This is a genomic window from Solirubrobacter phytolaccae (assembly GCF_027587195.1).
GTDB lineage: Bacteria > Actinomycetota > Thermoleophilia > Solirubrobacterales > Solirubrobacteraceae > Solirubrobacter > Solirubrobacter phytolaccae.
Window position 1 is genome coordinate 17375 of the sequence record NZ_JAPDDP010000028.1, and the last position, 23476, is coordinate 40850.

The 23476-nt window shown below is 72.2% G+C and carries 21 protein-coding genes; 10 read left to right on the top strand and 11 right to left on the bottom strand.

The genetic code is table 11. The features are described from left to right. Positions 1-46: 46 nt before the first annotated feature. From OJ997_RS16410 to OJ997_RS16420, 3 genes are all read left to right on the top strand, one after another. Positions 47-649, top strand: a complete 603-nt coding sequence (locus OJ997_RS16410; RefSeq protein WP_270026248.1) for a class I SAM-dependent methyltransferase — start codon at positions 47-49, stop codon at positions 647-649. A 72-nt stretch (positions 650-721) separates the two neighbouring features. Next, entirely contained in the window at positions 722-1141 is a 420-nt protein-coding gene (locus OJ997_RS16415; RefSeq protein WP_270026249.1) for a universal stress protein, read from the top strand. A gap of 5 nt (positions 1142-1146) precedes the next feature. Next, complete coding sequence (locus OJ997_RS16420; protein WP_270026250.1) at positions 1147-3015, top strand: cation:proton antiporter; 1869 nt, start codon at positions 1147-1149, stop codon at positions 3013-3015. Here the strand turns inward: OJ997_RS16420 and OJ997_RS16425 are convergent. From OJ997_RS16425 to OJ997_RS16450, 6 genes are all read right to left on the bottom strand, one after another. Further along, entirely contained in the window at positions 2975-3964 is a 990-nt protein-coding gene (locus OJ997_RS16425; protein ID WP_270026251.1) for a CE1 family esterase, read from the bottom strand. The two genes, OJ997_RS16420 and OJ997_RS16425, sit on opposite strands and share 41 nt — an antisense overlap. A 42-nt stretch (positions 3965-4006) precedes the next feature. Further along, positions 4007-4645 carry a trimeric intracellular cation channel family protein gene (locus OJ997_RS16430; RefSeq protein ID WP_270026252.1) on the bottom strand — a complete coding sequence of 213 codons (639 nt, stop codon included), beginning with the start codon at positions 4643-4645 and terminating at the stop codon, positions 4007-4009. A 246-nt stretch (positions 4646-4891) separates the two neighbouring features. Continuing rightward, positions 4892-5755, bottom strand: a complete 864-nt coding sequence (locus tag OJ997_RS16435) for a SigB/SigF/SigG family RNA polymerase sigma factor (RefSeq protein ID WP_270026253.1) — start codon at positions 5753-5755, stop codon at positions 4892-4894. Positions 5756-5804: 49 nt separating this feature from the next. After that, positions 5805-6215, bottom strand: a complete 411-nt coding sequence (locus OJ997_RS16440; RefSeq protein ID WP_270026254.1) for a hemerythrin domain-containing protein — start codon at positions 6213-6215, stop codon at positions 5805-5807. 215 nt (positions 6216-6430) lie between these two features. Then, positions 6431-8122: a M28 family metallopeptidase gene (locus tag OJ997_RS16445; RefSeq protein WP_270026255.1), complete on the bottom strand. Its 1692-nt coding sequence runs from the start codon at positions 8120-8122 to the stop codon at positions 6431-6433. A gap of 94 nt (positions 8123-8216) precedes the next feature. Continuing rightward, positions 8217-8774, bottom strand: a complete 558-nt coding sequence (locus OJ997_RS16450) for a hypothetical protein (protein WP_270026256.1) — start codon at positions 8772-8774, stop codon at positions 8217-8219. Between the two features lie 80 nt (positions 8775-8854). Here OJ997_RS16450 and OJ997_RS16455 point away from each other — a divergent pair, with 80 nt between their 5' ends. The 3 genes from OJ997_RS16455 to OJ997_RS16465 all read left to right on the top strand — a co-directional run bounded on the left by OJ997_RS16455 (position 8855) and on the right by OJ997_RS16465 (position 14151). Continuing rightward, positions 8855-9601 carry an FAS1-like dehydratase domain-containing protein gene (locus OJ997_RS16455; RefSeq protein WP_270026257.1) on the top strand — a complete coding sequence of 249 codons (747 nt, stop codon included), beginning with the start codon at positions 8855-8857 and terminating at the stop codon, positions 9599-9601. After that, positions 9598-10719, top strand: a complete 1122-nt coding sequence (locus OJ997_RS16460) for an acyl-CoA dehydrogenase family protein (protein ID WP_270026258.1) — start codon at positions 9598-9600, stop codon at positions 10717-10719. The genes OJ997_RS16455 and OJ997_RS16460 overlap by 4 nt, the downstream gene beginning before the upstream one ends. 90 nt (positions 10720-10809) lie before the next feature. Further along, complete coding sequence (locus OJ997_RS16465; protein ID WP_270026259.1) at positions 10810-14151, top strand: DUF7379 domain-containing protein; 3342 nt, start codon at positions 10810-10812, stop codon at positions 14149-14151. Here OJ997_RS16465 and OJ997_RS16470 read toward each other — a convergent pair whose 3' ends face one another. Beyond that, positions 14152-15471: a LolA family protein gene (locus OJ997_RS16470; RefSeq protein ID WP_270026260.1), complete on the bottom strand. Its 1320-nt coding sequence runs from the start codon at positions 15469-15471 to the stop codon at positions 14152-14154. Between the two features lie 58 nt (positions 15472-15529). Continuing rightward, positions 15530-16108 carry an RNA polymerase sigma factor gene (locus OJ997_RS16475; protein WP_270026261.1) on the bottom strand — a complete coding sequence of 193 codons (579 nt, stop codon included), beginning with the start codon at positions 16106-16108 and terminating at the stop codon, positions 15530-15532. Between the two features lie 78 nt (positions 16109-16186). Here OJ997_RS16475 and OJ997_RS16480 point away from each other — a divergent pair, with 78 nt between their 5' ends. Then, positions 16187-16810, top strand: a complete 624-nt coding sequence (locus tag OJ997_RS16480) for a L,D-transpeptidase family protein (protein ID WP_270026262.1) — start codon at positions 16187-16189, stop codon at positions 16808-16810. Here OJ997_RS16480 and OJ997_RS16485 read toward each other — a convergent pair. Together OJ997_RS16485 and OJ997_RS16490 are read right to left on the bottom strand one after the other, a co-directional pair. Next, positions 16807-17964, bottom strand: coding sequence for an FAD-dependent oxidoreductase (locus OJ997_RS16485; protein WP_270026263.1), 1158 nt, complete (start codon positions 17962-17964; stop codon positions 16807-16809). The genes OJ997_RS16480 and OJ997_RS16485 overlap by 4 nt on opposite strands. Positions 17965-18048: 84 nt before the next feature. Further along, on the bottom strand, positions 18049-19116 hold the full coding sequence (locus OJ997_RS16490) for a PDDEXK nuclease domain-containing protein (protein ID WP_270026264.1): 1068 nt from the start codon (positions 19114-19116) through the stop codon (positions 18049-18051). Positions 19117-19307: 191 nt separating this feature from the next. Here OJ997_RS16490 and OJ997_RS16495 point away from each other — a divergent pair, with 191 nt between their 5' ends. The 3 genes from OJ997_RS16495 (at position 19308) to OJ997_RS16505 (ending at position 22758) form a co-directional block, all read left to right on the top strand. Beyond that, positions 19308-21659 (top strand): phosphoketolase family protein, encoded by a 2352-nt coding sequence (locus OJ997_RS16495; RefSeq protein WP_270026265.1) that lies wholly within the window; start codon positions 19308-19310, stop codon positions 21657-21659. Between the two features lie 81 nt (positions 21660-21740). Continuing rightward, positions 21741-22229 (top strand): universal stress protein, encoded by a 489-nt coding sequence (locus tag OJ997_RS16500; protein WP_270026266.1) that lies wholly within the window; start codon positions 21741-21743, stop codon positions 22227-22229. Then, the gene (locus OJ997_RS16505) at positions 22210-22758 is read left to right on the top strand and encodes a hypothetical protein (RefSeq protein ID WP_270026267.1); all 549 of its coding nucleotides are present in this window, start codon (positions 22210-22212) and stop codon (positions 22756-22758) included. The genes OJ997_RS16500 and OJ997_RS16505 overlap by 20 nt, the downstream gene beginning before the upstream one ends. A 3-nt stretch (positions 22759-22761) precedes the next feature. Here the strand turns inward: OJ997_RS16505 and OJ997_RS16510 are convergent, their stop codons facing one another. Then, on the bottom strand, positions 22762-23295 hold the full coding sequence (locus OJ997_RS16510; RefSeq protein WP_270026269.1) for a DNRLRE domain-containing protein: 534 nt from the start codon (positions 23293-23295) through the stop codon (positions 22762-22764). Positions 23296-23476: the final 181 nt, after the last annotated feature.

The following is a 23476-nucleotide window of genomic DNA, read 5'->3' on the forward strand; positions in this document are numbered from 1 at the left end:
GCAAGTGCTCTTGCCGTCGGGGTGAGTCGGTGCCACGGTGGACGACATGGACAACGATGTCGCCGAGTGGGAAGCCCGGTACGCGAGCCAGGAGCACGGGCTCTTCAGCGGGAACGTGAACGGGCCGCTGCCGGTCGAGGTCTCGGGGCTCACGCCCGGCCGTGCGATCGACGTCGGCTGCGGTGAGGGCGCGGACGCGATCTGGCTGGCGCGGGCCGGCTGGGAGACCACCGGGCTCGACGTGTCGACCGTGGCGCTGGCCCGCGCGGCCGAGGCGGCTCGCGCCGCGGGCGTCCAAGTCGACTGGATCGCCGCTGGTGTCGCGGACGCGTCGGGCACGTTCGACCTGGTCGCCGCGCACTACCCGGCGATCAAGCGCTCCCCGGGCGAGCCGGAGCTCGCGGCGCTGCTGGGCCTCGTGGCCGTCGGCGGGACGCTGCTCGTGGTCGGTCACGGCCCGCCGAACCCGGAGTTCGCCCGCTCCCGCGGCTTCGACCCCGCCGACTACGTGCTGCCGGACACGGTCGCCGCCGCGCTCGACGACCGCTGGGAGGTCCTGGTGCACGAGCAGCGCCCGCGCGTGCGCCCGACGCCCGCCGGCTCGCCGTGGACGCACGACGACGTGCTCCGGGCCCGCCGCCGAACCTAAAGTGCCTGGCACTTTAGGTTGGTGGTTACTCCCCATGGAGAGCGGATGCGTTGTCCGTGAGCATGGGGACGCATGGAGAACGGACTGGTTCTGTGCGCGGTCGATCGCACCGAGACGGGCACGAAGGTGCTGGACGCGGCGAAGGCGACGGGTGCGCCCGTGCTGATGGCGCACGTCGCCAACAGCCTGCTGGACTCGACGATCCCGGCGTTCGTCGCCGACCCCGAGACCGAACGGGTGGTCGCGCACGGTCCAACCGGGCCCGGGCTGCTGGAGCTCGCCCGTAAGCGGAAAGCCTCGCTGATCGTGCTCGGCACGCGCGGGAAGCGGTGGCCCAGCGTCGCGCGCTACGTGACCAAGCGGGCGCCCTGCCCGGTGCTGGTGATCGGGCCGGCGGCGGACCCTGAAGCCGAGCCGGTCACGCGCTCCTCGTTCGACCGCGGGCTGCTGCGGCGCGCGGCCCAGCCCGTGCTCATCGCACCGAGCGGCTGACGCGGATGGACAACGAGCTCGCCGTCCTCGGCGGAGCGTTGATCGTCGCCGGGCTGTTCGCCCGCTTCGGTCGCCGCATCGGCCTGCCGACCATCCCGTTCTTCATCGTCGCGGGCATCATCTTCGGGCCGGAGACGCCCGGCGTCGTGCTGCTCGAAGATCCACACGAGCTCGAGCTGCTGGCGACGCTCGGGCTCGTCCTGCTGCTGTTCCACCTCGGGATCGAGTTCTCGGTCGACCAGCTGCTGCAGGGCGGCCGCAAGCTGTTGTGGGCCGGCGGTTCGTACATCGGCCTGCTGTTCGGCGCCGGCCTGATCTTCGGCTGGGCGGTCGGCTGGGGCACGCGCGAGATCTTCGTCCTGGCGGGCATGATCGGCACCTCCTCCACGGCCATCGTGACGAAGCTGATGGTCGACCTGCGCCGGATCAAGCGGCCGGAGTCGGGGATGATCCTCGGCATCATCGTCGTCGAGGACGTGTTCCTCGCGTTCTACCTCGCGCTGCTGCAGCCGATCCTCGGCGGCTCGGAGGGCGCGGGCGAGATCGTCGTCTCGGTGCTGATCGCGTTCTCGTTCCTGATCGGCCTGTTCTCCCTGGCGCGCTGGGGCGGGAAGCTGGTGCGCCCGTTCTTCAGTGCCGGTGACGCCGAGCTGTCGGTGATCCTCGCGATGGGCTTCGGCGTGTTCGTCGCCGGGTTCGCGCACTTCGCCGGCGCGTCGGACGCGGTCGGCGCGCTGCTCGCGGGCATGGTCGTCGCGGGAACCGGGCTCGGCCACCGGGTCGAGAAGCTGCTGGTGCCGATCCGCGACGTCTTCGCGGCGATCTTCTTCTTCTGGTTCGGCACGACGATCGCGCCGAGCGCGCTGGGTGAGATCGCCGGTGCCGTGGCCGCCGCGGTGGTGCTCACCTTGGCGATGAACATCGTCGCGGGCATCGTCGCCGCGCGCATCTACGGCTACGGGCGGCTCGCGGCGTCCAACACGGCGCTGATGCTCGTCAGCCGCGGCGAGTTCGAGCTGATCCTCGCCTCGCTCGCGATCGCCGCCGGGCTCAACAGCAAGGTCGCGGCGTTCGCGGCGCTGTTCGTGCTCGCGCTCTCGATCATCTCGCCGCTCGCCTCCGCCCGCTCCCACGTGCTGGCGAGCTGGCTCCCGCGGCGCTGGTTCGCTCCCGACTCGGACGAGCGCGACCACATGGAGGAGGCCGAAGAAGCGATCTCGATCATCGAGGTGGGCGCCATCCGCCGGCTCGGCGCGGACACCGTCGAGTACCCGGTCAAGCCGCACTACGCGGTCGTCGGCGCGCTCGTGCGCGAGCTCGACCTCCCCCGCGACGCGCTGGTCACCGCGATCGTCCGCGGCGACGAGGTCGTCGCCCCGCGTGGCTCCACGCGCATCCGCTCGGGTGACCGGCTGCACATTCTCGCCCGGCAGGAGGTCGCGCGCGAAGTCGAGGCGCTCCAGGACCGCTGGCGCCACGGCCCGATGCACGCGCCGCCCCGCCCCCGCCGCAAGCTGCGCGGCGGCGCGCCGATCTTCACCATCCGTCCGGGCGACGACGACGCCATGGACGGCGGGTTCGACGACCCGACCGAGATCCTCGGCCAGGCGGTCGTCGCGAAGCTCCGCGCCCGCCGCGACCAGCCGGGTGCGCTGGTCGCGCTCGAGGACGGCCGCTACGCGGTGACCGGCCCGCTGCTGATCGCGGGCTCACGCGACGACGTCACGGCCTACGCGCGCCGCCGGGTCGGCACGGGTGACCCTGACGAACGCGCGTGGCTGCAGACGATCGTGGGCGCGCTGGCGGTGGACATCTTCGACGCCGCGCCGGCACTCACCGGCGCAGGCGATAGCGCTCGAAGAAGTCCCACATGATCCGCGAGGCGTCGATCTCGCGGGTGACGAGCCCGCCGCCGTGCGGCGGGCCGTTGGAGCCGGGCCATGTGTGCCCGCCGTTGGCGACCCGGTAGAGCTCGACGGACACGCCGTCACGGCACTGCGCGTAGGCGAGGCGGGTGACGTTGGCGCTGACCGGCGTGGCGTTGGGGCCGCGCCGGCAGCCGTCGAGCCGCGCCCACGTCTGCAGCGCGACTGGCACGGTGTAGCCCCAGCGCAGGTCGCCGTTGCCCGTGTACGGGTTCGTCGTGTCCTGCTGGCCGTGGAAGGTGAGGACGGGGAGCGGCCGCTCGGGCTCGCAGTCCTCGACCTCGGGCACCGTCGGGTCGTCGGGGTCCGGCCGGCCGGCGCGCAGACCGGCGTTCGGCGCGATCGCCGCGAGCTTGCCGGCGAGCCGGCAGCCCAGCGCCGACGTCATCCGCCCGCCGCCGGAGTGCCCGGTGGCGTAGACGCGCCGTGGGTCGCCGCACAGCCGCTGGTTGACGACGTCGATCACGCGGCTCAGGAAGGCGATGTCGTCCCGCGCGGTCGGCGGCGGCAGCTCACCGGCCGTGGTCGGGACACCGGGCACGTTCCACGCCCAGCTGCCGTTCGGGTCCGGCGGGTTCTGGGGCGCGAGCGGGAGCGCGCCGCTCGGCGCGGCCACGAGGAAGCCCTCGTCGTCGGCGACGGGCCGCAGGCCGCTGACCTCTATCTGCACGGGCCCGTTGGCCGAGCTGCCGTGGAGGTTGAGCACGAGCGGCAGCGGCGCGCCGCGCCGCGCGCCCTCGGGCACGTAGACCAGGACGGGGTAGCTCGTGCCGCCGAAGCGCACGTCCAGCGTCGTGTCCCCCGCCTCCCGCACGCAGCGGGTGTTCGCCGCCGCCGGGGCAGCGGACGCCAACGTCGCCGCGGCACACGCCGCGGCCGTGATCCAACGAGCTCGCATCGGACGCTCTCCCTTCGTCGCTGAGGCGGTCCTACCCCGCGACTAGTCCGACGAACGCCGCCGCGGCGGCTCGCGCGGCGCGTCGATCCCGTAGCGCACGCCGAACATCCGCACCGCGAAGCACAGCGCGGCGCCCAGGAGCGGGAACACCGGGCTGAGGCTGCCGGCCTCACGCCCGAGCACGGCGACCGCGGCGCCGACGGCCGCCGGGATGGCGTAGAGCTCCTGGCGGAGGACGGTCGGGATCTCGCGGAGCAGGACGTCGCGCAGCATGCCGCCACCGATGCCGGTGATCGCGCCGAGGATCACGGCCTGCGCGGGGCCGAGCCCGAAGTCCAGGGCCTTGCTCGCGCCGCTGACGCAGAACAGGCCGAGCCCGACCGCGTCGAAGACCTGCACGCCGCGCTGGAAGCGGTCCAGCGCCGGGCCGGCGAAGAAGCAGACCACGCCGGCCGCGCCGGCGGCCGCCAGGTAGCGCCAGTCGCGGAACGTCTCGGGCGGCACGCCGATCAGCAGGTCGCGGACGATGCCGCCCGCGAGGCCGACGACCGCGGACAGCACGACCACGCCGAACACGTCGAGCTGGGCGCGGACGGCGGCGAGCCCGCCGCTGAGGCCGAACACGAACGTGCCGACGAGGTTCAGCCACAGCAGCAGGGTCGGGTCCAGGCCGGCGATCACGGCCAGGACGCTAACGCGCGGTCACTCGAAGAGCTGGCCGCCCTCGTCGATCAGGGTGATGATGGAGAGCACGCCGACGCAGGCCGAGATGACGAGCAGCAGCACCAGCGGCTGGTCGAGCCCGATCAGCAGGATCGCGCAGCCGAGGATGAACTCGCCCGAGCGGGGCCTCGGTGCTTATACCCCGTCCTGCCCTCCCGTCAAGTCGTCCAAAACCCGCTCAGCAGTGCTCGCCGCGCTCGAGGTCTACGGCTCCTCGCGCGCGGCGGTCGGCTCCCAGCTCGCGATGCTCGGTCTGATGGTGGTGTTCACGTGCATGGGCCTGTGGTTGTTGTCGTCGGGGTTCGCCGCCTGACCGTCGTCGGCGAGCGTCGTCAGCGCCTCGCGCAGCAGCCGGGACACGTGCATCTGGGAGAGGCCGACCTGCTCGGCGATCTCGCGCTGGGTGAGGTCGGCCTGGAAGCGCAGGCGCACGATCCGCTCCTCACGCTCGGGCAGGCGGGACAGCATCCGGTCGATGTCCGCGACGCGCTCGACGTGGGCGTAGCCGGGGTCGGAGCCGCCGAGGAGATCGCCGCGCGTCACGCCCTCTTCCTCGTCGGACCAGGGGCGGTCGAGCGAGTCGGCGCGGTGGGCGCTGACGGTCGCGCGCGCCTCGAGCACCTGCTCCACGCTCACGTCCAGGCGCTCGGCGACCTGCTGGGCGCTCGGGGTGTGCCCGGTCTGCGAGGCCAGCTCCTCCGTGGCGCGCTCGACCTTCGGGGCGAGCTCCTGCAGGGACCGCGGCACCCGGACCGTCCAGCCCAGGTCGCGGAAGTAGCGCTTGACCTCGCCGAGGATCGTCGGCATCGCGAACGACGTGAACGCGAGCCCGCGTCCCGGGTCGAAGCGCTCGATCGCCTTCATCAGGCCGACCGCGGCGACCTGCTCGACGTCCTCACGCTCAGAGCCTGAGGAATAACGGCGCGCGAGATGGCGCGCCAAGGGAAGGAAACGCGCGACGAGCGCTTCCAGGGCCTCCGGATCACCGTCGGCCCGGTACCGCTCGAACAGCGGCGTGACATCTTCTGCCCGGCCGCGCTCGCGCGACAAGGTTGCAACTGGGGCCATGCCTCACTCTGTCCAACGCGGTCCCGGACCACGCCTGCCCCGTTTGAGTTCAGACGGTGAGGGCCGATTGCAGGCGCTCGAGCTCCGCCTGGGCCAAGGTGACCTCGACGATCGGGAAGAGCTCGCGCTCCTCGAAGCGGACGTGGTCGTGCAGCGCGTCGCCGAGCGCGTGCGCGGCGGCGACGTCGGCCACGGTGGTCGCGCGTCCGCGGAGGTCGGCGTGCTCGGCGAGCATGCGCGCGACGGCCGGTTCCCAGCGCGGATCCCCGGCGCAGAGCCCCGGAGTGAACAGCCGCTCCTCGACCTCGAAGTGCTCCTCGCCGCGCGTGCGCAGGAAGGCGTGGAGCTGGTCGAGCACGTCCTCGAGGCTGTCGCGGTGCGCCCGGCGCAGGCGGCGGGCGACGTCGAGGGCGTGGTGGTGGTCGTGAGAGAGTCGGGTGAGCTCGGGCGCGCGTTTCATGTCAAGCGACGATGACGGGCGCGCGCCCGGTGCTCATCCGTAGGACCTACTGACTAGCACCGGTGAACGCAAGTACGTGCGATCGCTGGTGGCCGCCGGCGCCGGCTGGGACCGCCCGGTGACCGGAAGTGTGCCGGGGCACATGACCGGTCGCTGGGTGGGTCCAGGCGGTGATCGGCGGCCGCCAGAATCGTGCGTACTTACGTGAGCCGGTGCTAGCGACCGACCCGGTGGTTGTGGCCGTGCCAGCGCGGGCCGCGACGCGGCCACTTGGGCGGCTTGTGGCCACCCGGCTTGGTGCCGAACGCGTCCTTGGAGGCGCCGAAGTAGTACACGGCGTAGGACGCGGCGGCGGACAGCTCCTTCAGGCTCTTGAGCGCCCCGCCGGACATCTTGCGACGCGCGGCGCGCTTGTCCGCGTCGCTGCCCTCGGGCGCGAGGCCCTCGGCGCTCAGCGGCATCACGCCGGTGAACACCGTGCTCAGGTTGTCGCAGATCTGGTGGTAGCACGGGTCGTACCACGAGCCCGCGGAACCGCCGAAGATCCGCTCCTCGTCGGGCGTCTTGACGCCCTCGGCGCCGGCGTAGATGCCGCCGGACGGGATGCCCCGTAGCGTGAAGCCGACGTAGTCCGAGCGCCCGTCGAACGGACCCTTGACGACCGGCTGGCCCTGCGAGCGGAACCAGTCCTCGAACACGGCCTCGACCTTGCCGGAGTCCGGGGACTCGGAGGCCTCGCTGCCGCCCTCGGTGTCGTCGCCGTCACCGTCGTAGACGCCGCGGATGTAGTTGGCGGACGCGAGCATGTCGTAGTCGAGCATCACGTCGATCTTGTCCGCCTCCTTCTGGCTGAGGGTGCGGGCGTAGTACGAGGAGCCGACCAGGCCGTTCTCCTCGGCGCCGAACCACATGAAGCGGACCTTGTTGCGCAGGTCGTAGCGGCCGTTGGCGAGCTCCTGCGCCATCGCGAGCAGCGCCGACGTGCCGGAGCCGTCGTCGTTGATGCCCGGGCCCTCGGGCACCGAGTCCAGGTGCGCGCCCGCGACCACGACGTGGTTGGCGTCGCCGCCGCGCGTCTCGGCGATCACCTGCGGCAGGAAGCGGTCGGTGAACGTGCCGTAGACCTTGAAGTCGACGGTCGGGTTCTGGCCGGCCTTGTAGGCCTGCAGCAGCTCGTTGCCGAGCGCGTAGCTGGAGATCACGGCCGCGATCGTCGCCGGCGGGTCGGGCTGGTTGTCGACGAAGATCGGGTTCTGGCGCTCGGGCGTGTTGCCCTCGTTGTAGATGATCACGCCGGTCGCGCCCGCGGCCTGCGCGAGCTGCCACTTCTCGACGAACGCGCAGGTGCCGCGCTGGACGAGCGCGATCTTGCCGGAGACGCCGGTGTAGTCCGCGGCCGCGCAGCCGCTGACCGAGCCGCCGGTGGGCGGATCGAGGATCCCGCCGACCGGGAACACGGGCGCGTTCGTCAGCACGGTCGTGGGCGAGTTGGCCATCGTGATGAAGTCCGACGTCGGCAGGTCCGACTGCTCGGCGGTGCCGGGCCGGTACACCTTCGGCGTCGGCTTGACCTGGTTGAGCACGGCCGGCTGGCTCTCGCCCCAGGTCGGATAGTTGAACTGCGTGACCTGCGGTCGGTAGCCCGCCTCACGCAGGGTGCTGACGACGTAGTCGAGCGACTCCTGGTAGCCGGGCGAGAACACCTCGCGCGTGTCGTCGTTGAGCGTCGCGATCCGCTGCAGCGCGGTCAGATGCTCCTTGATGTTCGGGACCGATACGCCTTCGACGAAGCGCTTCGCGCCGTAGTCGCGCGGGGTGATCCCCCCACCCGTCGCGGACGCGGTTGCAGGGACAAGGGCGAACGTGGCGGCGCAGGCGACCGCCAGAGCCAGACGACTCCGGGACAAAGAAGTACCCCCTCTTCGTTGTGCGGCAATGGACCAGTGACGGTCCGTCAGCAGGAGCCTACAGGGATCTACTAGCCCGCATAGTTGGTTGTTGTCAGCTTTCCGCGAAGGCCGTCTTGCAGTCGTCGGCGATGCCTTCGAGCGTGTCACGAAGGGTTGACAGCTGGGCGGTGAGCGAGCCGCCGTCGAGCAGCTCGCCGAGCGCCGCGAACGAGGCCTTCGCGCAGTCGGTGACGACGGCGCCCTTGGCTTTGGCGGCCTCCGCCTCGGCCCGCGCCTGGTCGGCCGTGGCCTGCGCCTGCTCGGTGGCGCCGTCGAGCCCCGCAGCGGCCTCCTTGGCCGTGTTCGCCTTCTCGACGGCGGCGTCGGCGGTGCGCTTGGCCGCCTCGACCGCGGCCATCGCGGCCTCGAGATCCTCGCCCTTGGTCCCCAGCCGCGTCGACAGCTCCTCGTAGGCGGCGTCGAGCGCGGCCTGCATCGTCGTGTCGGGCTCCTCCTCGGCCTCGAGCGTCGCCACCTGCGCGTTGGCCTGGTCGAGCTCGGCTTGGGTGTCGTCGAGGTCCGAGCGGACGCTCAGCGCCCACACCAGCAGCGCGACGACGGCGACGGCGAGCAGGGCGCTCGCCCACATCCACACGGGGCGACGGGTCATGGGCGCGACGGTAGGCGCGACCGTGCGCACGGCGCATCACCCGCCGCGGGTGACTGTGTCGCGTACGATCGGGCGTCCGCATGCACGAGCTGATCCAGCGCGGTCCCGCTGAGGCGCTCGCCGGGCTGCTCGGCGTGCCGATGCCGCGCGAGACGCTCCCGTTGCTGTGGCACTGGCTCTACCTGCTCGACCGGCCCGCGCAGGCCGAGCTCGGCCCCGACGGGCATCCGGCGGAGGGTGTGGAGCCGGGGCGCCGGCGGATGTGGGCGGGCGGGCGCGTGCGCTCGGTCGCGCCGCTGCGCTTCGACGAGCCCGCGACGCGCCGGCGCCAGGTGCTCGACACCGTCGACAAGCAGGGTCGCAGCGGGCACCTGACGTTCGTGACGGTCGGCGTGCAGGTGTTCCAGCGCGGCGAGCTGGTCGTCGACGAGCGCCAGGACCTCGTGTACCGGGACCCGCCGAGCGAGCCGCTGGCGCGCGAGGAGGTCGAGGCCGTGCAGCCGCGTGACGGCGACTGGTCCATCGACGTCACCGCACCCCTGCTGTTCCGCTTCTCCGCGCTCACCTACAACGGCCACCGCATCCACTACGACCGCGACTACGCGCGCGAGGTGGAGGGCTATCCCGGCCTCGTCACGCACGGTCCGCTGCAGGCGCTCGCGATGGCCGAGGCCGCGCGCGCCCGCGACGTCGGCGGCCACGAGATCGAGTACCGGCTGCTCGCGCCGCTGTTCGAGCATCAGGGGCTCGTCGTGCGCGCCGACGCGAGCGGCTTCGCCGTCCACGACCGCGGCGGCCGCCAGACCGCGCGCGCCACGATCACATGACGGAGCTGCGCTTTCAGGTCCGCGAGCTGTGCGCGCGCTTCCCCGACGCGTACTGGCGTGAGCGCGACCAGGCGCGCGAGTACCCGCAGGCCTTCGTCGACGCCCTCACCGCCTCACGCCTGCTCGCCGCGCTCATCCCCACCGAGTACGGCGGCCTCGGGCTCGGCCTGACCGAGGCGAGCGTCGTGATGGAGGAGATCAACCGCTCCGGCGGGCACTCCGCCGCCTGCCACGCGCAGATGTACACGATGGGCGCGCTGCTGCGGCACGGCAGCGAGGAGCAGAAGCGCACGTACCTGCCCGCGATCGCGCGCGGCGAGCTCCGCCTGCAGGCGTTCTCGATCACCGAGGCCGAGGCCGGCTCGGACACGCGCGCGATCACCACGAGCGCCCGCCGCGAGGGTGACGCGTACGTCATCGACGGCCACAAGAACTGGACGAGCCGGATCGAGCAATCCGACCTGCTGCTCCTGCTCGCCCGTGCCGAGGAAGGCCTGAGCCTGTTCCTGATCGACCTACGGGCGGTGCGGGCCGAGCAGCCGGATGCGCTCGCGGTCACGCCCGTGCGCACGATGTTCAACTACGCCACCAACGCGGTGGAGTACCGGGGACTGCGCGTGCCGGCGAGCAGCCTGGTCGGCAACGCGGGCGAAGGGTTCCGCTACGTGCTCGACGGCTGGAACGCCGAGCGCATCCTGCTCGCCGCCGAGGCGATCGGCGACGGCTACTGGTTCACGGAGCGCGCGACCGCCTACGCCAACGCCCGTGAGGTCTTCGGCCGTCCGATCGGCGCCAACCAGGGCGTGCAGTTCCCGATCGCCCGCGCGTACATGGCCGTGCGCGCCGCCGACCTGATGCGCTACGAGGCCGCAAGGTTGTTCGACGCCGGCGAGCCGTGCGGCGCCGAGGCCAACATGGCCAAGCTGCTCAGCTCCGAGGCGAGCTGGGCGGCGGCCAACGCCTGCCTGGACACGCACGGCGGCAACGGCTTCGTCGACGCCTACGACGTCGAGCGCAAGTTCCGCGAGACCCGGCTCTACCAGGTCGCCCCGGTCAACAACAACCTCGTCACGAGCTTCGTCGCGACGAAGGTGCTGGGGCTCCCCCGCTCCTACTGAGCAACTCGTCGTATCAATCGCGGCTGAGCGGTCCTCCACAGCTGAGAGGTCTCACGCCGAGGAGGAACGATGAGGGGACAGCGTCTTGCGGTGTTGGTGGGTGTCGACGAGTACCCGAAGCTCGCGCCGCACCAGCAGCTGCGGGGGTGCGTGAACGACGCGGAGCTGATGGCGGCGGTGCTGCGGGACGCGTTCGGGTTCACCGAGGAGGGGATCACGCTGTTGCGCGACGGCGAGGCGTCCCGCGACGGGATCCTGGCGGCCTGGAACGCGCTCGTGGAGCGCGCCGGGCCGGACGACGTGGTCGTGCTGCACTACAGCGGGCACGGCTCGCAGATGACCGACCGCGAGGGCGACGAGCCCGACGGTCTGGACGAGACGATCGTCCCGGCCGACTCCGGGCGCGGCTCCGAACCCAACCGCGACATCACCGACGACGAGGTCTACGAGCTGCTCACGCGGCTGACGGCCAAGACGCCGCTCGTCACGCTGATCTTCGACTGCTGCCACTCGGGCACGGTCACGCGGGACGTGACCGGCGCGGGCGTGCGCCGGCTGGAGCCTGACCGGCGGCCGGTCGAGGCGCTTCCGCCCTCCCCCGTCGGGGCGGTGGCGGGGACGCGCGGCGCGGGCCCGAGCGGCTGGCTCCCGCCGTCGCGCCGCTACACGCTGCTGGCCGGCTGCCGCGACGAGGAGCTCTCGCACGAGCACGTCGCCCCGCACGGGCGCACGCACGGCGCGCTCACGTGGTTCCTCACGCAGGCGCTCGCCCGCGCGCAGGCCGGCGCGACGTACCGCGACGTGTTCGACCACGCGGCGCTCGGCGTGACCGCCGCGTTCCCGAGCCAGCACCCGCAGCTCGAAGGCGCCGTGGACCGCGAGGTCTTCGGGATCCGCGACACCGAGCCCGCCCCGTCCGTGCTCGTCCTCTCCCGTGCGGGCGCGCAGGTGACGCTCAACGCGGGCGCCGCGCAGGGCGTCGCGATCGGGTCGCTGTGGAGCGCGTTCGCGGGCGCGCAGCCGGTCGGCCGGTTGCGGGTGAACGACGTCGGCGTCACGACGTCCACGGCGCTCGTCGTCGAGGAGGACCAGGGCGGGATGCTCGCTCCACCGGCGCGGGCGGTGCTCGAGCGCGTCGCCCCGGACGCGCCGCGGCTGCGGGTCGAGGTGCCGACGGAGCTGCCGGCGCTCGCCGGGCTCGTGGACGCGTCACCCGTGCTGGAGCGAGGCGGCGGGGACGCGCGCGTGCTCGTCGTCGGTCCGCGCACCACGGTCGCGGCGGACGATCCCGCGCCCCAGCTCGGTCCGCTCGTCGGTCGGCTGGTGGTGGTGCTCGGGCCGGACGGCCGGCTCCTGCTCCCGGCCCGACCGCCCGACACGCTCGCCACCGTGCTGAAGGACCTCGAGACCGTCGCGCGCTACCGCCGGGCGCTCGCGATCGAGAACCTGGGCACGCAGCTCGACGGCGACGTCGACCTGACGCTGTTGCGTCGCGCGGCCGACGGCACGTGGGTCGAGGCGACGCCCGAGGAGGCCGGCGGCGAGGTCGTGTTCGAGGTCGGTGAGCCGCTCGGCCTGCGGATCGCCAACCGCTCGACACGGTCGCTGTATCCGGCGGTGCTCGACCTCGGGCTCGCGTACGCGGTCAGCGTGCACGGGGTCTACGCCGGCAAGGAGGAGCTCGTCCCGGGTGCGGCGATCGAGGTCGGCACGCGGCCCGGCTCCGAGTTGCCGCTGCAGATGCCCGATGCCTTCCCGTTCGGCGGCGACGCGGACGCGTCCGAGGGCGGCATCGAGATCGTGAAGCTGTTCGTCACGACCTCCCCGGCCGACTACACGGAGCTGCTGCAGCCGAGCGTGCGGCCGGCCACGCGGGCGCTGCGCGACCTGCCCTTCGCCGCGGCGCCGCCCGAGCCGAGGGAGGACTGGACGACGGTCACCCGCGCGCTGAGGCTGCGGCCGCGGACGGCGGCGTCGCCGCTGCGGCCGGCGGGGACACCGGTCGAGGTCGCCGGGGTGTCGTTGGTCACGCCTGGGCTGCGCGGCGGCGCGCTCGCGGTCGGCACGGGCGGCGGCGGCCGGACGCGCGCCGTGGACCTCACGACCGACGCGTTCGAGTCCGTCGTGCGGTCGGCGGGGCTGGAGGTGCAGGCCGCGATCGAGCTCAGCGACGTCGCACCCGCGGCTGCGCGGTCGCTCGACGCGGCGCCGCCCACGATCGCGCTGCGCCCGGCTGCTCCCGGCCCGGGCGAGAGGCAGCTGGTGCTCGCCAAGGACGAGGGCGGGATCCTCACCTGGCACTTCGCGGTGCCGTCGCGCGACGTTGACGATGCTCGCCGCGAGTACCGGATCGAGCGTCGCGTCGTCGTGGCGCCCGAGCCGGCCGAGGCGGCCACGCGCGGGCTCGCCGGCGCGGTCGCCTCCAAGCTCGTCAAGGTCCTCGTGTTCCCGCTCGTCGAGCCCGCGATCGGTCGCGTCGCCGACCACTTCGCGGGCAAGTGGGAGGCCGCCAAGCGCCCGTACCGGCTGCGGTTCAGCACGCCGGACGACTTCACGTCGCCGGGCGGCCGGGACGTGCGGGACGAGGACTGGCGCGAGCTTGCCGGCAAGCGGACGCTCCTGCTCGTCCACGGCACGTTCAGCCGCTCGCACTCGGGCTTCGGCCAGCTCTCACGCGCGACGTTCGAGGACCTGTACCGCAGCTACGGCGGGCGCGTGCTCGCGCTGGACCACTTCACGCTCTCGCACACGCCGCAGCAGAACGTGGAGTGGCTGCTGCGGCAGATCCCGGACGCGACCGACCTCGAGCTCGACATCGTCTGCCACTCGCGCGGCGGGCTCGTCTCGCGCACGCTCGCGGAGCGCCAGAGCGCGCTGTCGCTGGGCTCGCGCTCGCTGCGCGTGCGCCGCGTGATCTTCGTCGCCACCCCGAACGCAGGCACCGCGCTGGCCGACGGCGCCCACCTCGGCGACCTGCTCGACACGTACACGAACGTCCTGAACTTCGTGCCCGACAACGGCGTCACCGACGTGCTCGAGGGCATCGTGACCGTCGCCAAGATGGTCGCCGTCGGCGCGATGAAGGGGCTCGACGGGCTGCGCTCGATGGTCCCCGACGGCGAGTTCCAGCGCTGGCTGAACGCCGGCCCCAAGCCCCAGGGCACGACCTACTGCGCGCTCGCGGCGGACTATGAGCCGACGTCCCCCGCGCTGCGCGGCTTCATCGCCGACGCGGTCATGGACACGATCTTCAAGCAGCTCGGCAACGACCTCGTCGTCCCGACCGACGGCGTCTACGCGGCCAACGGCGCGGCCTCGTTCCCCATCGCCGATCGGCACGTGTTCGCCAAGGACGCCGGCGTCGTGCACACGAACTTCTTCGCGAACCGCACGGCGCAGGACAAGCTGCTCACGTGGCTGGGTGCGCCGTGATCAGCCCAGCGAGGCCGTGGCGGCGAGCAGCTCCTCCCGGGTCAGGGGGCCGGTGATCGTCACGACGAGCTCGTCGGTGACCACGTAGACGTGCGGTTCCACGCGCGGGTCCAGGACGAGGTTGGCGGTCGCGCCGCGCAGGGCGCCGCCGTTGATGCGGACCCGTTCGGGTTCGACGAGGTTGCCCTCGCCGGACGCGATCGGGTCGGCCCACGCGTCCGGGTCGGCGCCGGTGCGGCGCGTGCTGACGATGACGGTGTCGAGGCCGCGGCGGTAGGCCGTGCTGACGACGTCCCGCGACGGCGGGTTCAGCGCCTCGTTGCCGGTCGGTGAGGGCGTGGTCGTCGCGACCCGCGTGACGGAGCGGCCGAAGCCCGCGGGCAGCGCGCGGGGGGCGATCGGCGTGTAGCCGACGCGCGCCTGCGCGGCGCTGAACGGCACCGTGCGGAAGCCCTCGTCGACGACGGTCGCATCGGCGGGGTAGTCGGGCGCGAACGCCGAGGCGGGCAGCGACGGGTTCAGGCGTAGGTCGTCGAGCTCGAAGCCCTGGACGAGGCGGCCCTGGAGCGTCTCGCGGACGGAGAGCGGGAAGCCGGTCTGACGGTCGACGACGACCTCCAGCCGGTCGCCGCTGTAGCCGAGCTTGTTGACCGGGATGTCGGCGCGGAGCACGTACGCGGCGCGGCCGTCCACGGTCTCCTCGCGCACGGTGCCGGTGCGGGCCGCGGCCAGCGCACGCGTGATCGCGGCGGCCTGCAGGCCGAGCCGGCGGTCGCCGATCAGGCCGTCCGGCGCACCCGGGGCGACGCCGCGGGTGACGAACGAGCCGGGCGCGTACGGCAGCTCGAGCTGGACCTCGCGCGCGTCGCGGGCGGAGTAGTAGAAGTCGCCGTCCTGGGCGCTGCCGAGCACGCGCAGGTCGCCGCGGTCGGTGAGCGCGACGCGCAGGCGGTCGGTCGTGAGCGGCTCCTGCTCGTTCAGGCGCTGACGGACCACGAGCGTGGCGCGGAGCGAGCGCACGCCGGCGAGCGCGGCGCGGGCGCGTTCGACGACCTGTGCCGCCTGCGCGGGCTCGTTGACGATGCCGCGGTCGACCCGGCCCGGGAGGAGCGCGAGGACGAGCACGATCGTCGCGGCGAGGGCGGTCGCGCCGGCCAGCGCAGGGACCAGCCGTGGGCGCCAGGCACGGCGCTTGGCGGTACGGCGGCTCGCGACCTCGTCCTCGAGGCGCGCTCGCAGCTCGGCGTGGAAGCCCTCGCGGTGCGGGGGTGCCGGCAGGTCGCGCAGCGCGCGGCCCAGCTCCTCGTCGCGGTCGGTCATCGCGTCGCCTCCGTCCGGGTCCGCTGGGTGGGGCGCAGGCCGCCCCTCTCGCGCGAGGTCATGCGGCCTCCGATCGGGCTTCCAGGACGGGACGGAGTGCCGCGCGGGCGCGGCTCAGGCGTGAGGCGACGGTGCCGGGCGGGATGCCGACGACCTCCGCGACCTCGTCGTAGCTGTAGCCCTCGGCGTCGACCATCAGGACGACGATCCGCAGGTCCGCGGGCAGCCCGGCGAGCGCGTTGGCGAGGTCCATGCGGGTGTCGCTCGCCTCGCCGATGTCGGGGCTGGACGCGGCCGCGCGGCCTTCCAGCGCCTCGAGGTCGACCTCGCCGCGGCGCGCGATCCGGCGCAGCTCGTCGACCGCCGCGTTGGCGACGATCCGGTGCAACCAGGTGCCGAAGCTCGAGCGCCCGTCGAACTTGGGCAGCGCGCGGAACGCGCGGACGTACGCGGTCTGCAGCACGTCGTCCATCGTCGCCTCGTCGCCCAGCATCGAGTACGCGAGCCGGCGCATGGCGGGGCCGTTGGCCTCCAGCAGCTGCTCGAACGCTCCGACGTCACCGCCCTGCGCGCGTTTGATCAGGCGCCGTTCGCCCCGCTGCGGCGGGGCGACGACGGCGATGAAGATGAGCAGCATCGACCCTTAGACCTACCAACCCCGTGATTTCTTCACGGCGGTCGTGAAGAAATCGCGCGCCCCGTTCGTCCAACGGTCATGAAGGCACGTTTGATCCTGTTGGTCGCGGCGCTCGTCGCGATGTTCATCCTCCCCACCACCGCTGTCGCCGCCCCGCGCTGCGACGACAAGACCGCCGCCGTCCAGGAGCGGCTCTCCGAGTTGCACTTCCCCGGCGGCGTCGTCGACGGCTGCTCCGGGCCGTCCACCAAGGCCGCGCTGCAGGCGTTCCAGAAGGCGAATGGGCTCAGCGCCGACGGCGTTCTGGGCCCGAAGACCCGCGCGGCGCTGGATGCCCCGGCGACGTTGAAGCCGGTGAGCCGGAAGCCGGGACTCCACGTCGAGGTCGACCGCTCCCGCCAGCTGCTGCTCGTCGTCGAGGACGGCACCGTCGAGCGGATCTACTCCGTCTCGACCGGCAAGCAAGGCTACGAGACGCCGGCCGGGACGTTCAAGGTCGGCCGCAAGGAGCTGCGCTCGTGGTCGGTGCCCTACATGGTCTGGCTGCCCTACGCGAGCTACTTCAACGGCGGCGTCGCGTTCCACGCCGGCACCACCGACGTGGAACGCGCCAGCCACGGCTGCGTGCGTGTCCCGGCCGCGTTCGCGCGCGAGCTCTATGACCTGCTCGAGCCGGGCACGACCGTGATCGTCACCCGCTAACGGCGCAGCGGCAGGTCCTCCATCGGCGCGCGCGAGAGCTGCGGCGGGCGCGCCGTCGCCAAGAGCGGCGCGAGGTAGCGCCCGGCGACCTTGCCGGGTGGCGACCACAGCGGCGTGTGCGAGACGGTCGGCTCGTCGGTCGGGATCGGCTCGCCCGCGCCGCTGACCGGCGCCCGCAGGTACAGCGGCGCGCCGCCGGTGAGCAGCAGGCCGCGGAGCAGCGGCTGAAACGGCTTCGGCGTGAGCGCGGCTCCGTGGTCGGCCGCGATCGCCTCGGCGGCCGCGTCGGCCTGCTGGGCCGCGAGCCCGCCCTGCTTGAGCGGGAACGTCGTGGCGTCGCCGGCGGCGTACACGTCTTCGGTGCCGGCCACGCGGCCGTGCCCGTCGACCGGGATGAACCCGGAGGCGTCGTGCGGCAGACCGGCAACCGCCGGCCCGACCAGGCGGGGCATGGCGATCACCCGCCCGGCAGGCACGGGCTTCCCGCCGGCGAGCTCCAGCCAGCCGTCGTGCACCTCGCCCAGCCGCGCACCGGTGCGCACCGCGATCCCGCGTGCGGCGAGCAGCTCCGCGACCGCCGCGCCGGCCTCGCGGCCGAACATCCACAGCGGCGCGGGCTCGGGCGTGACGATCGTGATCCGCGGCTCGCGACCCCGGCTGCGCAGCTCGGTCGCGGCCATCATCGCGAGCTCGTACAGCGGCAGCGCCCAGGTCGAGACGCTCGGCAGCACGAACGCGAGCGTCGCCGTCTCGCCGAGCGCGGCCTCGACCGCGCCGACGTCCTTTGGCCCCGTGAAGGTGATCGCTCCCGCGACGGCGGGCAACGGCCGCACCCCGAGCGCGACGAGCAGCGTGTCGTACCCCAGTGTCTCGCCACGGTCGTCGACGACCGTGTGCTCCTCCGGCACGACCCGCACGAGCTTCGCCCGATGGTGATCGAAGCGCGCGTGATGCTGGATGACCGAGAACGGCACCGCGTTCGGCAGGCCGAACCCGAACGGCGCGGCGACCGAAGCGGCGGGTGCGCTCAGCGCGTCATTGGGCGCGAGCACGGTGATGCGCGGACGTGGGCCGGCGAAGGCCCGGAGCGCCGCAACCGCCTCGACAGCGGCGACGCCCCCGCCCGCGACGACGATGTGCGGCGGCAGGTTCATGCCACGACGGTACGGCGGGCGTCGCGCGTGGCCATCCGTAGTCCGCCGCGCCGCGCGTGCGGTCGACCACGGTCGCCTTTCGAGCTATCCGAGCGGTTTCGTCGACGCGGATCGATGGTGCGTGATGCGCTCGACGAGGCGCGCGCGAACGTCCTCCAGCTCTGCGAGTTCGTGCGGGTCGGGCGCCGACGCGTCGGTCTGCCAGGTCGAAACCGCGATCGGAGCGCTCACCCGATGGAGTGAGAGCTTCGCCACCGTGTCGTCGCGCCCGGCCGCGAGGATGATCCCGACGCTGTCACGGTCGTCCCCGACGCGCAACTGCTCGTCGACCGCGTTGAGATAGAAGTTCATCTTGCTCACGTGCTCAGGCTCAAAGCGCCCGACCTTCAGGTCGATCACGACAAACCGGCGCAGTGTGTGGTGATAGAAGAGCAGGTCGAGGAAGAACTCCTGCTCGCCAACCAAAAGAGCCTTCTGACGCCCGTAGAACGCGAACCCGCTGCCGAGTTCGAGCAGGAACCGCTGGATGTCGTCGATGAGCGCCTGCTCGAGCTCTCGCTCCCGAGCGCTCTCGGCGAGGTCGAGGAAGTCGAAGACGTACGGGTCCTTGACCGTCTGCAACGCGCGATCTGCATCAGCCGGCGCAAGCGCATGCGCGAAGTTCGTCACCGCTGCACCTTGACGCTCGTGCAGACGCAGATGAATCTGTGCCTCGAGCTCGCGGCGTGACCACCGCTGCTCGCTGGCCTTCGCCGCGTACCACGCGTAGACGTCGGGCTGATCCGTGAAGGCGTCCAACAGCAGCCGGTTGTGGGACCAGCCGATGTGTGCCACCACTGGTGGCACTTTCTCTGGATCGGGCCAGAGCGTAGCCAGCCGACGCATGTAGAAGAGGTTCCGCCGCGAGAACCCACGCGCGCCACCCATGTCGGCGGTCAGGTCCGCGCTGATCCGTCCAACGACATCGTCTCCCCAACCGCTGACCTGTTGCTGCGTGAGAATCTCGCGACCGATCGACCAATACAGCATCACCAGCTGGCTGTTTACGGCCTGCGCCGCGCGCGCTTGAGCCGCCCGCACCCGTTGCTTGAGACGCTCGATTAGCGCTCGGTAGTCGTCGCTGACCGCGAACGAATCGACGGATTCACCCATCAGGATTCTCAGCTTTCACGTGACCACGCACGAACGTATGTTCGCACGCGCGTCGGCGGAAGACCCGTAGTTCGCACGTCGACCTCGCGGACGAGTCCGGACGCGCGGCCTCGGCGGCAATGCGAGCGTGCGCCGGGCTGGGACGCCGGACTGCGCGTCGCGGGACAACCGGGCACGATGAAGGGATGGCAATGACAGAGACCCGTTCTCCGCTGTCGGTGGAGGAGGTCGCGCGGATCGACGCCTGGTGGCGCGCCGCCAACTACCTGTCCGTCGGGCAGATCTACCTGCTCGAGAACCCGCTGCTGCGCGAGCCGCTCAAGCCTGAGCACATCAAGCCGCGGCTGCTGGGCCATTGGGGCACGACCCCGGGGCTGAACCTGCTCTATGCGCACCTGAACCGGGTCATCCAGGCCCACGACCTCGACACGATCTACATCGCCGGACCTGGGCACGGTGGGCCGGGGCTCGTCGCGTCCACGTGGCTCGAGGGCAGCTACAGCGAGTTCTATCCCAACCTCGAGCAGGACGAGGAGGGCATCCGCCGGCTGTTCCGGCAGTTCTCGTTCCCGGGTGGCATCCCGAGCCACGTGGCGCCGGAGACGCCCGGTTCGATCCATGAGGGCGGCGAGCTGGGCTACGCGCTCGCCCACGCGTACGGCGCGGCGCTGGACAACCCGGACCTGCTGGTCGCGTGCGTGATCGGCGACGGCGAGGCCGAGACCGGTCCGCTCGCCGCGAGCTGGCACTCGAACAAGTTCCTGAACCCCGCGCGCGACGGGGCGGTGCTGCCGATCCTGCACCTGAACGGCTACAAGATCGCCAACCCGACCGTTCTCAGCCGCATCAGCCACGAAGAGCTCGAAGCGCTGATGCGCGGCTACGGGCACACGCCGCACTTCGTCGAGACCGACGACCTCGAGACGGTGCACGAACAGCTTGCCGCCGCGCTCGACGAGATCGTCGCCCAGATCAAGACCATCCAGGACGACGCGCGCGGCGGCAAGACGGAGCGCCCGCGCTGGCCGATGCTCGTCCTGCGCACGCCGAAGGGCTGGACCGGCCCGAACCAGGGCACGCCCGCCTCGCACCAGGTCCCGCTGTCGGGGCTGAGCGGACACGAGGAGCGGGTCGAGCAGCTCGAGGCGTGGATGAAGTCCTACCGCCCCGAGGAGCTGTTCGACGACCAAGGGCGACCGTTCCCTGAGACCGTCGCGCTCGCCCCGAAAGGCACGCGACGGATGGGCGCGAACCCGCACGCCAACGGCGGCCTGCTCCTGCACGACCTCAAGCTCCCGGACTTCCGCGACTACGCGGTCGAGGTCGCCTCCCCCGCGACCACGACCAGCGAAGCGACCCGCGTCCTCGGCACCTGGCTCAAGGACGTGGCCACCGCCAACGACACGAGCTTCCGCATCTTCGGCCCGGACGAGACCGTGTCCAACCGGCTCGGCGCGGTCGTCGAGGCCACCGACCGCGCGTGGATGGCGGGGATCGACCCCGCCGACGACCACATGGCCCCGAACGGCCGCGTGATGGAGGTCCTGAGCGAGCACCTGTGCCAGGGCTGGCTGGAGGGCTATCTCCTCACCGGCCGCCACGGCCTGTTCAACAGCTACGAGGCGTTCATCCACATCGTCGACTCGATGTTCAACCAGCACGCGAAGTGGCTGAAGACGACGCGCCACATCCCGTGGCGGCGGCCGGTCGCGTCACTGAACTACCTGCTCTCCTCGCACGTCTGGCGCCAGGACCACAACGGCTTCTCGCACCAGGACCCGGGCTTCATCGACCACGTGGTCAACAAGAAGGCCGAGGTCATCCGCGTCTACCTGCCGCCGGACGCGAACTGCCTGCTGTCGGTCGCCGACCACTGCCTGCGCAGCCGCCACTACGTGAACGTGATCGTCGCCGGCAAGCAGCCCGCGCTCGACTACCTGACGATGGACGAAGCGGTCGCGCACTGCACGCGCGGGATCGGCATCTGGGACTGGGCGTCCAGTGACGAGGGCGGCGAGCCGGACGTCGTGCTCGCGTGCGCCGGAGACATCCCGACGCTGGAGACCGTCGCCGCCGCGGCGCTCCTGCGCGAGCATCTGCCCGGCCTGAAGGTGCGCGTGATCAACGTCGTGGACCTGATGCGCCTGCAGGACGAGAGCGAGCACCCGCACGGCCTCAGCCACGGGCTCTACGACGCGCTCTTCACCACCGACAAGCCGACGATCTTCGCCTACCACGGCTACCCGTGGCTGATCCACCGGCTCACGTACCGGCGCGCGAACCACATGAACCTCCACGTGCGCGGCTACAAGGAGGAGGGCACCACCACGACGCCGTTCGACATGGTGATGCTCAACGACATGGACCGCTTCCACCTGGTCATCGACGTGATCGACCGCGTGCCCGGCCTCGGCCAGCGGGCCGCGCTCCTGCGCCAGGAGATGGTCGACGAGCGCCTGCGGGCGCGCGCCTACACGCGCGAGTTCGGCGACGACCCGGCCGCGCTGCGCGACTGGACGTGGCCTGCGGAGAACCCGCAATAGGACGCGGAGTTCCCCGCTGATCGGGAGGCGCTCGCGGACCTAGGTTGGAGACACCAAAGAGCTCCGACCGAAGGACCGATCATGAGCGCCTCCCCAGTGATCCTCAGCTACGACGGCTCCGAAGACGCGGTGGTCGCGATCCAGCGCGCCGCGGCGCTGTTCGGGCCGCGCCCCGCGCTCGTCCTCGTCGTCTGGCCGCGCGCGCACGCCCAGCTCGCCTATGGCTGGCCCGGCATGGCCTATGCGCAGGACCTCGACGCGATCGACAAGGCCGCGGCCGAAGGCGCAGCCGAACTGGCCGAGAAGGGCGCCGCGCTGGCCCGCGAAGCCGGCCTCGACGCCGAGCCGCTGACCATGCGCGCGAGCGGCCCGATCTGGCAGGCGATCCTCGACGTCGCCGAGGACCGCGACGCCGCCGCGATCGTGCTCGGCTCCCGCGGCCTGAGCGGCATCAAATCGCTCGTGCTCGGCAGTGTCTCCGGCGCGGTCGTCCACCACACCACGCGGCCGACCCTGGTCGTGCGCCACGGCTGCCCCGCGGAGGACGAGGATGTCGCCCGCGCCGCATGACGTGATCCTCATCCACCAGTGCATCGGCTGTGGCGCGATCGAGACGCCGCAGCCGTGCCTGGGGGGCTGCCACGAGCACCGGCTGGACCTCGTCCCGGCCGAGGAGCACGAAGCCGCCGCCGCAACCGTCGACGCGCTCGAGCGCCTCCTGGCCGAGCGCGAGCGGCTGCTGCGCGACGTCGCGCACTCCACGCTGAGCGACGAGGAATGGGCCGCCCTGCGCACCCGCGCCCGCGCCGCGCTCCACACGCCACCCATCCCGGAACCGGCCGACACTGTCACGACCTGGAAGTGCGACTGCGGCCACATCGAGGCGCCTCAGCCCTGCATCGGCGTCTGCGTGCGGCCTGAGCGCGCGATGGTCCCCGCGGACGAGTACACGCCGATCCTCGCCCGAGCCACCGAGCTCGCCGCCCACGCCGAGCGCCTCAGCCCCGCGCTACGCCTGCTGGCCTGGACCACGCCGCGCCCCGACCACCGCGAAGCCACGGCGACGGCGCTGCGCACCGCCGCCATGACCTGCGTGTGATGGCTAGAGCCGCGGGCCCGGCGGCTCGTAGGTGATCGCCAGCTGCGGCTTCCCGTTCAGGCTCCACGTGTCGATCGCCAACGCGAAGTCCTCGTTGTCGCTCTTGACGAGGAACCCGTTGTTGTCCTCGGCGCCGGAGACGATCTCGGCGACCGCGTCGGTGGCGTCGAGCACCGCGTTGCCGAACGAGTCGATCAACGTGATCGCGGTGCCGATGTCACCGCCCGCCGAGGTCCACGACTGCGTGGACGTGCGCTCCGTCCAGGTCACGTAGGCGGGATCCCACGCGGACGCGATCGCGCCGCCCGTGATCGTGCAGAACACGCAGAACGGATCGCCGCCCGGATCCGGCGCGACGAAGCTGAGCGTCGCGTCGATGATCTCCGAGCCGCTGGGCACCTCCGCCGCGATGTCGAAGCCGAGCAGCGCCCGGTGCTCGACGCCGGGCGGGTCCCCGTCCGTGCCGACCATCGCGCCCTCACACCCACCCGAGTCCGGGCTGTCGATCGTGCACCACTGGTCCGCCGTGATGCTCACCCACTCCGAGGCGCGCGCCTGCGTCGCCCCGCCAAGAAGAACTGCCGCCGCCGCCATTGCTGACGACAGGCGTACGACGAAACGAGCCGCTCCCGCGGTCATCGCATCTACCCCCTCTTAGGAACCCCTCCGAGCAGTCCGGCCTCGGACTAGCGCGGCGGACACTACACCGATCGGGAGA

What these genes read in the sequence shown, in the direction of transcription:
- OJ997_RS16410 (WP_270026248.1), top strand. Translation starts at nt 47, where the DNA reads ATGGACAACGATGTCGCCGAGTGGGAAGCCCGGTACGCGAGCCAGGAG.
- OJ997_RS16415 (WP_270026249.1), top strand. Translation starts at nt 722, where the DNA reads ATGGAGAACGGACTGGTTCTGTGCGCGGTCGATCGCACCGAGACGGGC.
- OJ997_RS16420 (WP_270026250.1), top strand. Translation starts at nt 1,147, where the DNA reads ATGGACAACGAGCTCGCCGTCCTCGGCGGAGCGTTGATCGTCGCCGGG.
- OJ997_RS16425 (WP_270026251.1), bottom strand. Translation starts at nt 3,964, where the DNA reads ATGCGAGCTCGTTGGATCACGGCCGCGGCGTGTGCCGCGGCGACGTTG.
- OJ997_RS16435 (WP_270026253.1), bottom strand. Translation starts at nt 5,755, where the DNA reads ATGGCCCCAGTTGCAACCTTGTCGCGCGAGCGCGGCCGGGCAGAAGAT.
- OJ997_RS16440 (WP_270026254.1), bottom strand. Translation starts at nt 6,215, where the DNA reads ATGAAACGCGCGCCCGAGCTCACCCGACTCTCTCACGACCACCACCAC.
- OJ997_RS16450 (WP_270026256.1), bottom strand. Translation starts at nt 8,774, where the DNA reads ATGACCCGTCGCCCCGTGTGGATGTGGGCGAGCGCCCTGCTCGCCGTC.
- OJ997_RS16455 (WP_270026257.1), top strand. Translation starts at nt 8,855, where the DNA reads ATGCACGAGCTGATCCAGCGCGGTCCCGCTGAGGCGCTCGCCGGGCTG.
- OJ997_RS16460 (WP_270026258.1), top strand. Translation starts at nt 9,598, where the DNA reads ATGACGGAGCTGCGCTTTCAGGTCCGCGAGCTGTGCGCGCGCTTCCCC.
- OJ997_RS16470 (WP_270026260.1), bottom strand. Translation starts at nt 15,471, where the DNA reads ATGACCGACCGCGACGAGGAGCTGGGCCGCGCGCTGCGCGACCTGCCG.
- OJ997_RS16475 (WP_270026261.1), bottom strand. Translation starts at nt 16,108, where the DNA reads ATGCTGCTCATCTTCATCGCCGTCGTCGCCCCGCCGCAGCGGGGCGAA.
- OJ997_RS16480 (WP_270026262.1), top strand. Translation starts at nt 16,187, where the DNA reads ATGAAGGCACGTTTGATCCTGTTGGTCGCGGCGCTCGTCGCGATGTTC.
- OJ997_RS16485 (WP_270026263.1), bottom strand. Translation starts at nt 17,964, where the DNA reads ATGAACCTGCCGCCGCACATCGTCGTCGCGGGCGGGGGCGTCGCCGCT.
- OJ997_RS16490 (WP_270026264.1), bottom strand. Translation starts at nt 19,116, where the DNA reads ATGGGTGAATCCGTCGATTCGTTCGCGGTCAGCGACGACTACCGAGCG.
- OJ997_RS16495 (WP_270026265.1), top strand. Translation starts at nt 19,308, where the DNA reads ATGACAGAGACCCGTTCTCCGCTGTCGGTGGAGGAGGTCGCGCGGATC.
- OJ997_RS16500 (WP_270026266.1), top strand. Translation starts at nt 21,741, where the DNA reads ATGAGCGCCTCCCCAGTGATCCTCAGCTACGACGGCTCCGAAGACGCG.
- OJ997_RS16505 (WP_270026267.1), top strand. Translation starts at nt 22,210, where the DNA reads ATGTCGCCCGCGCCGCATGACGTGATCCTCATCCACCAGTGCATCGGC.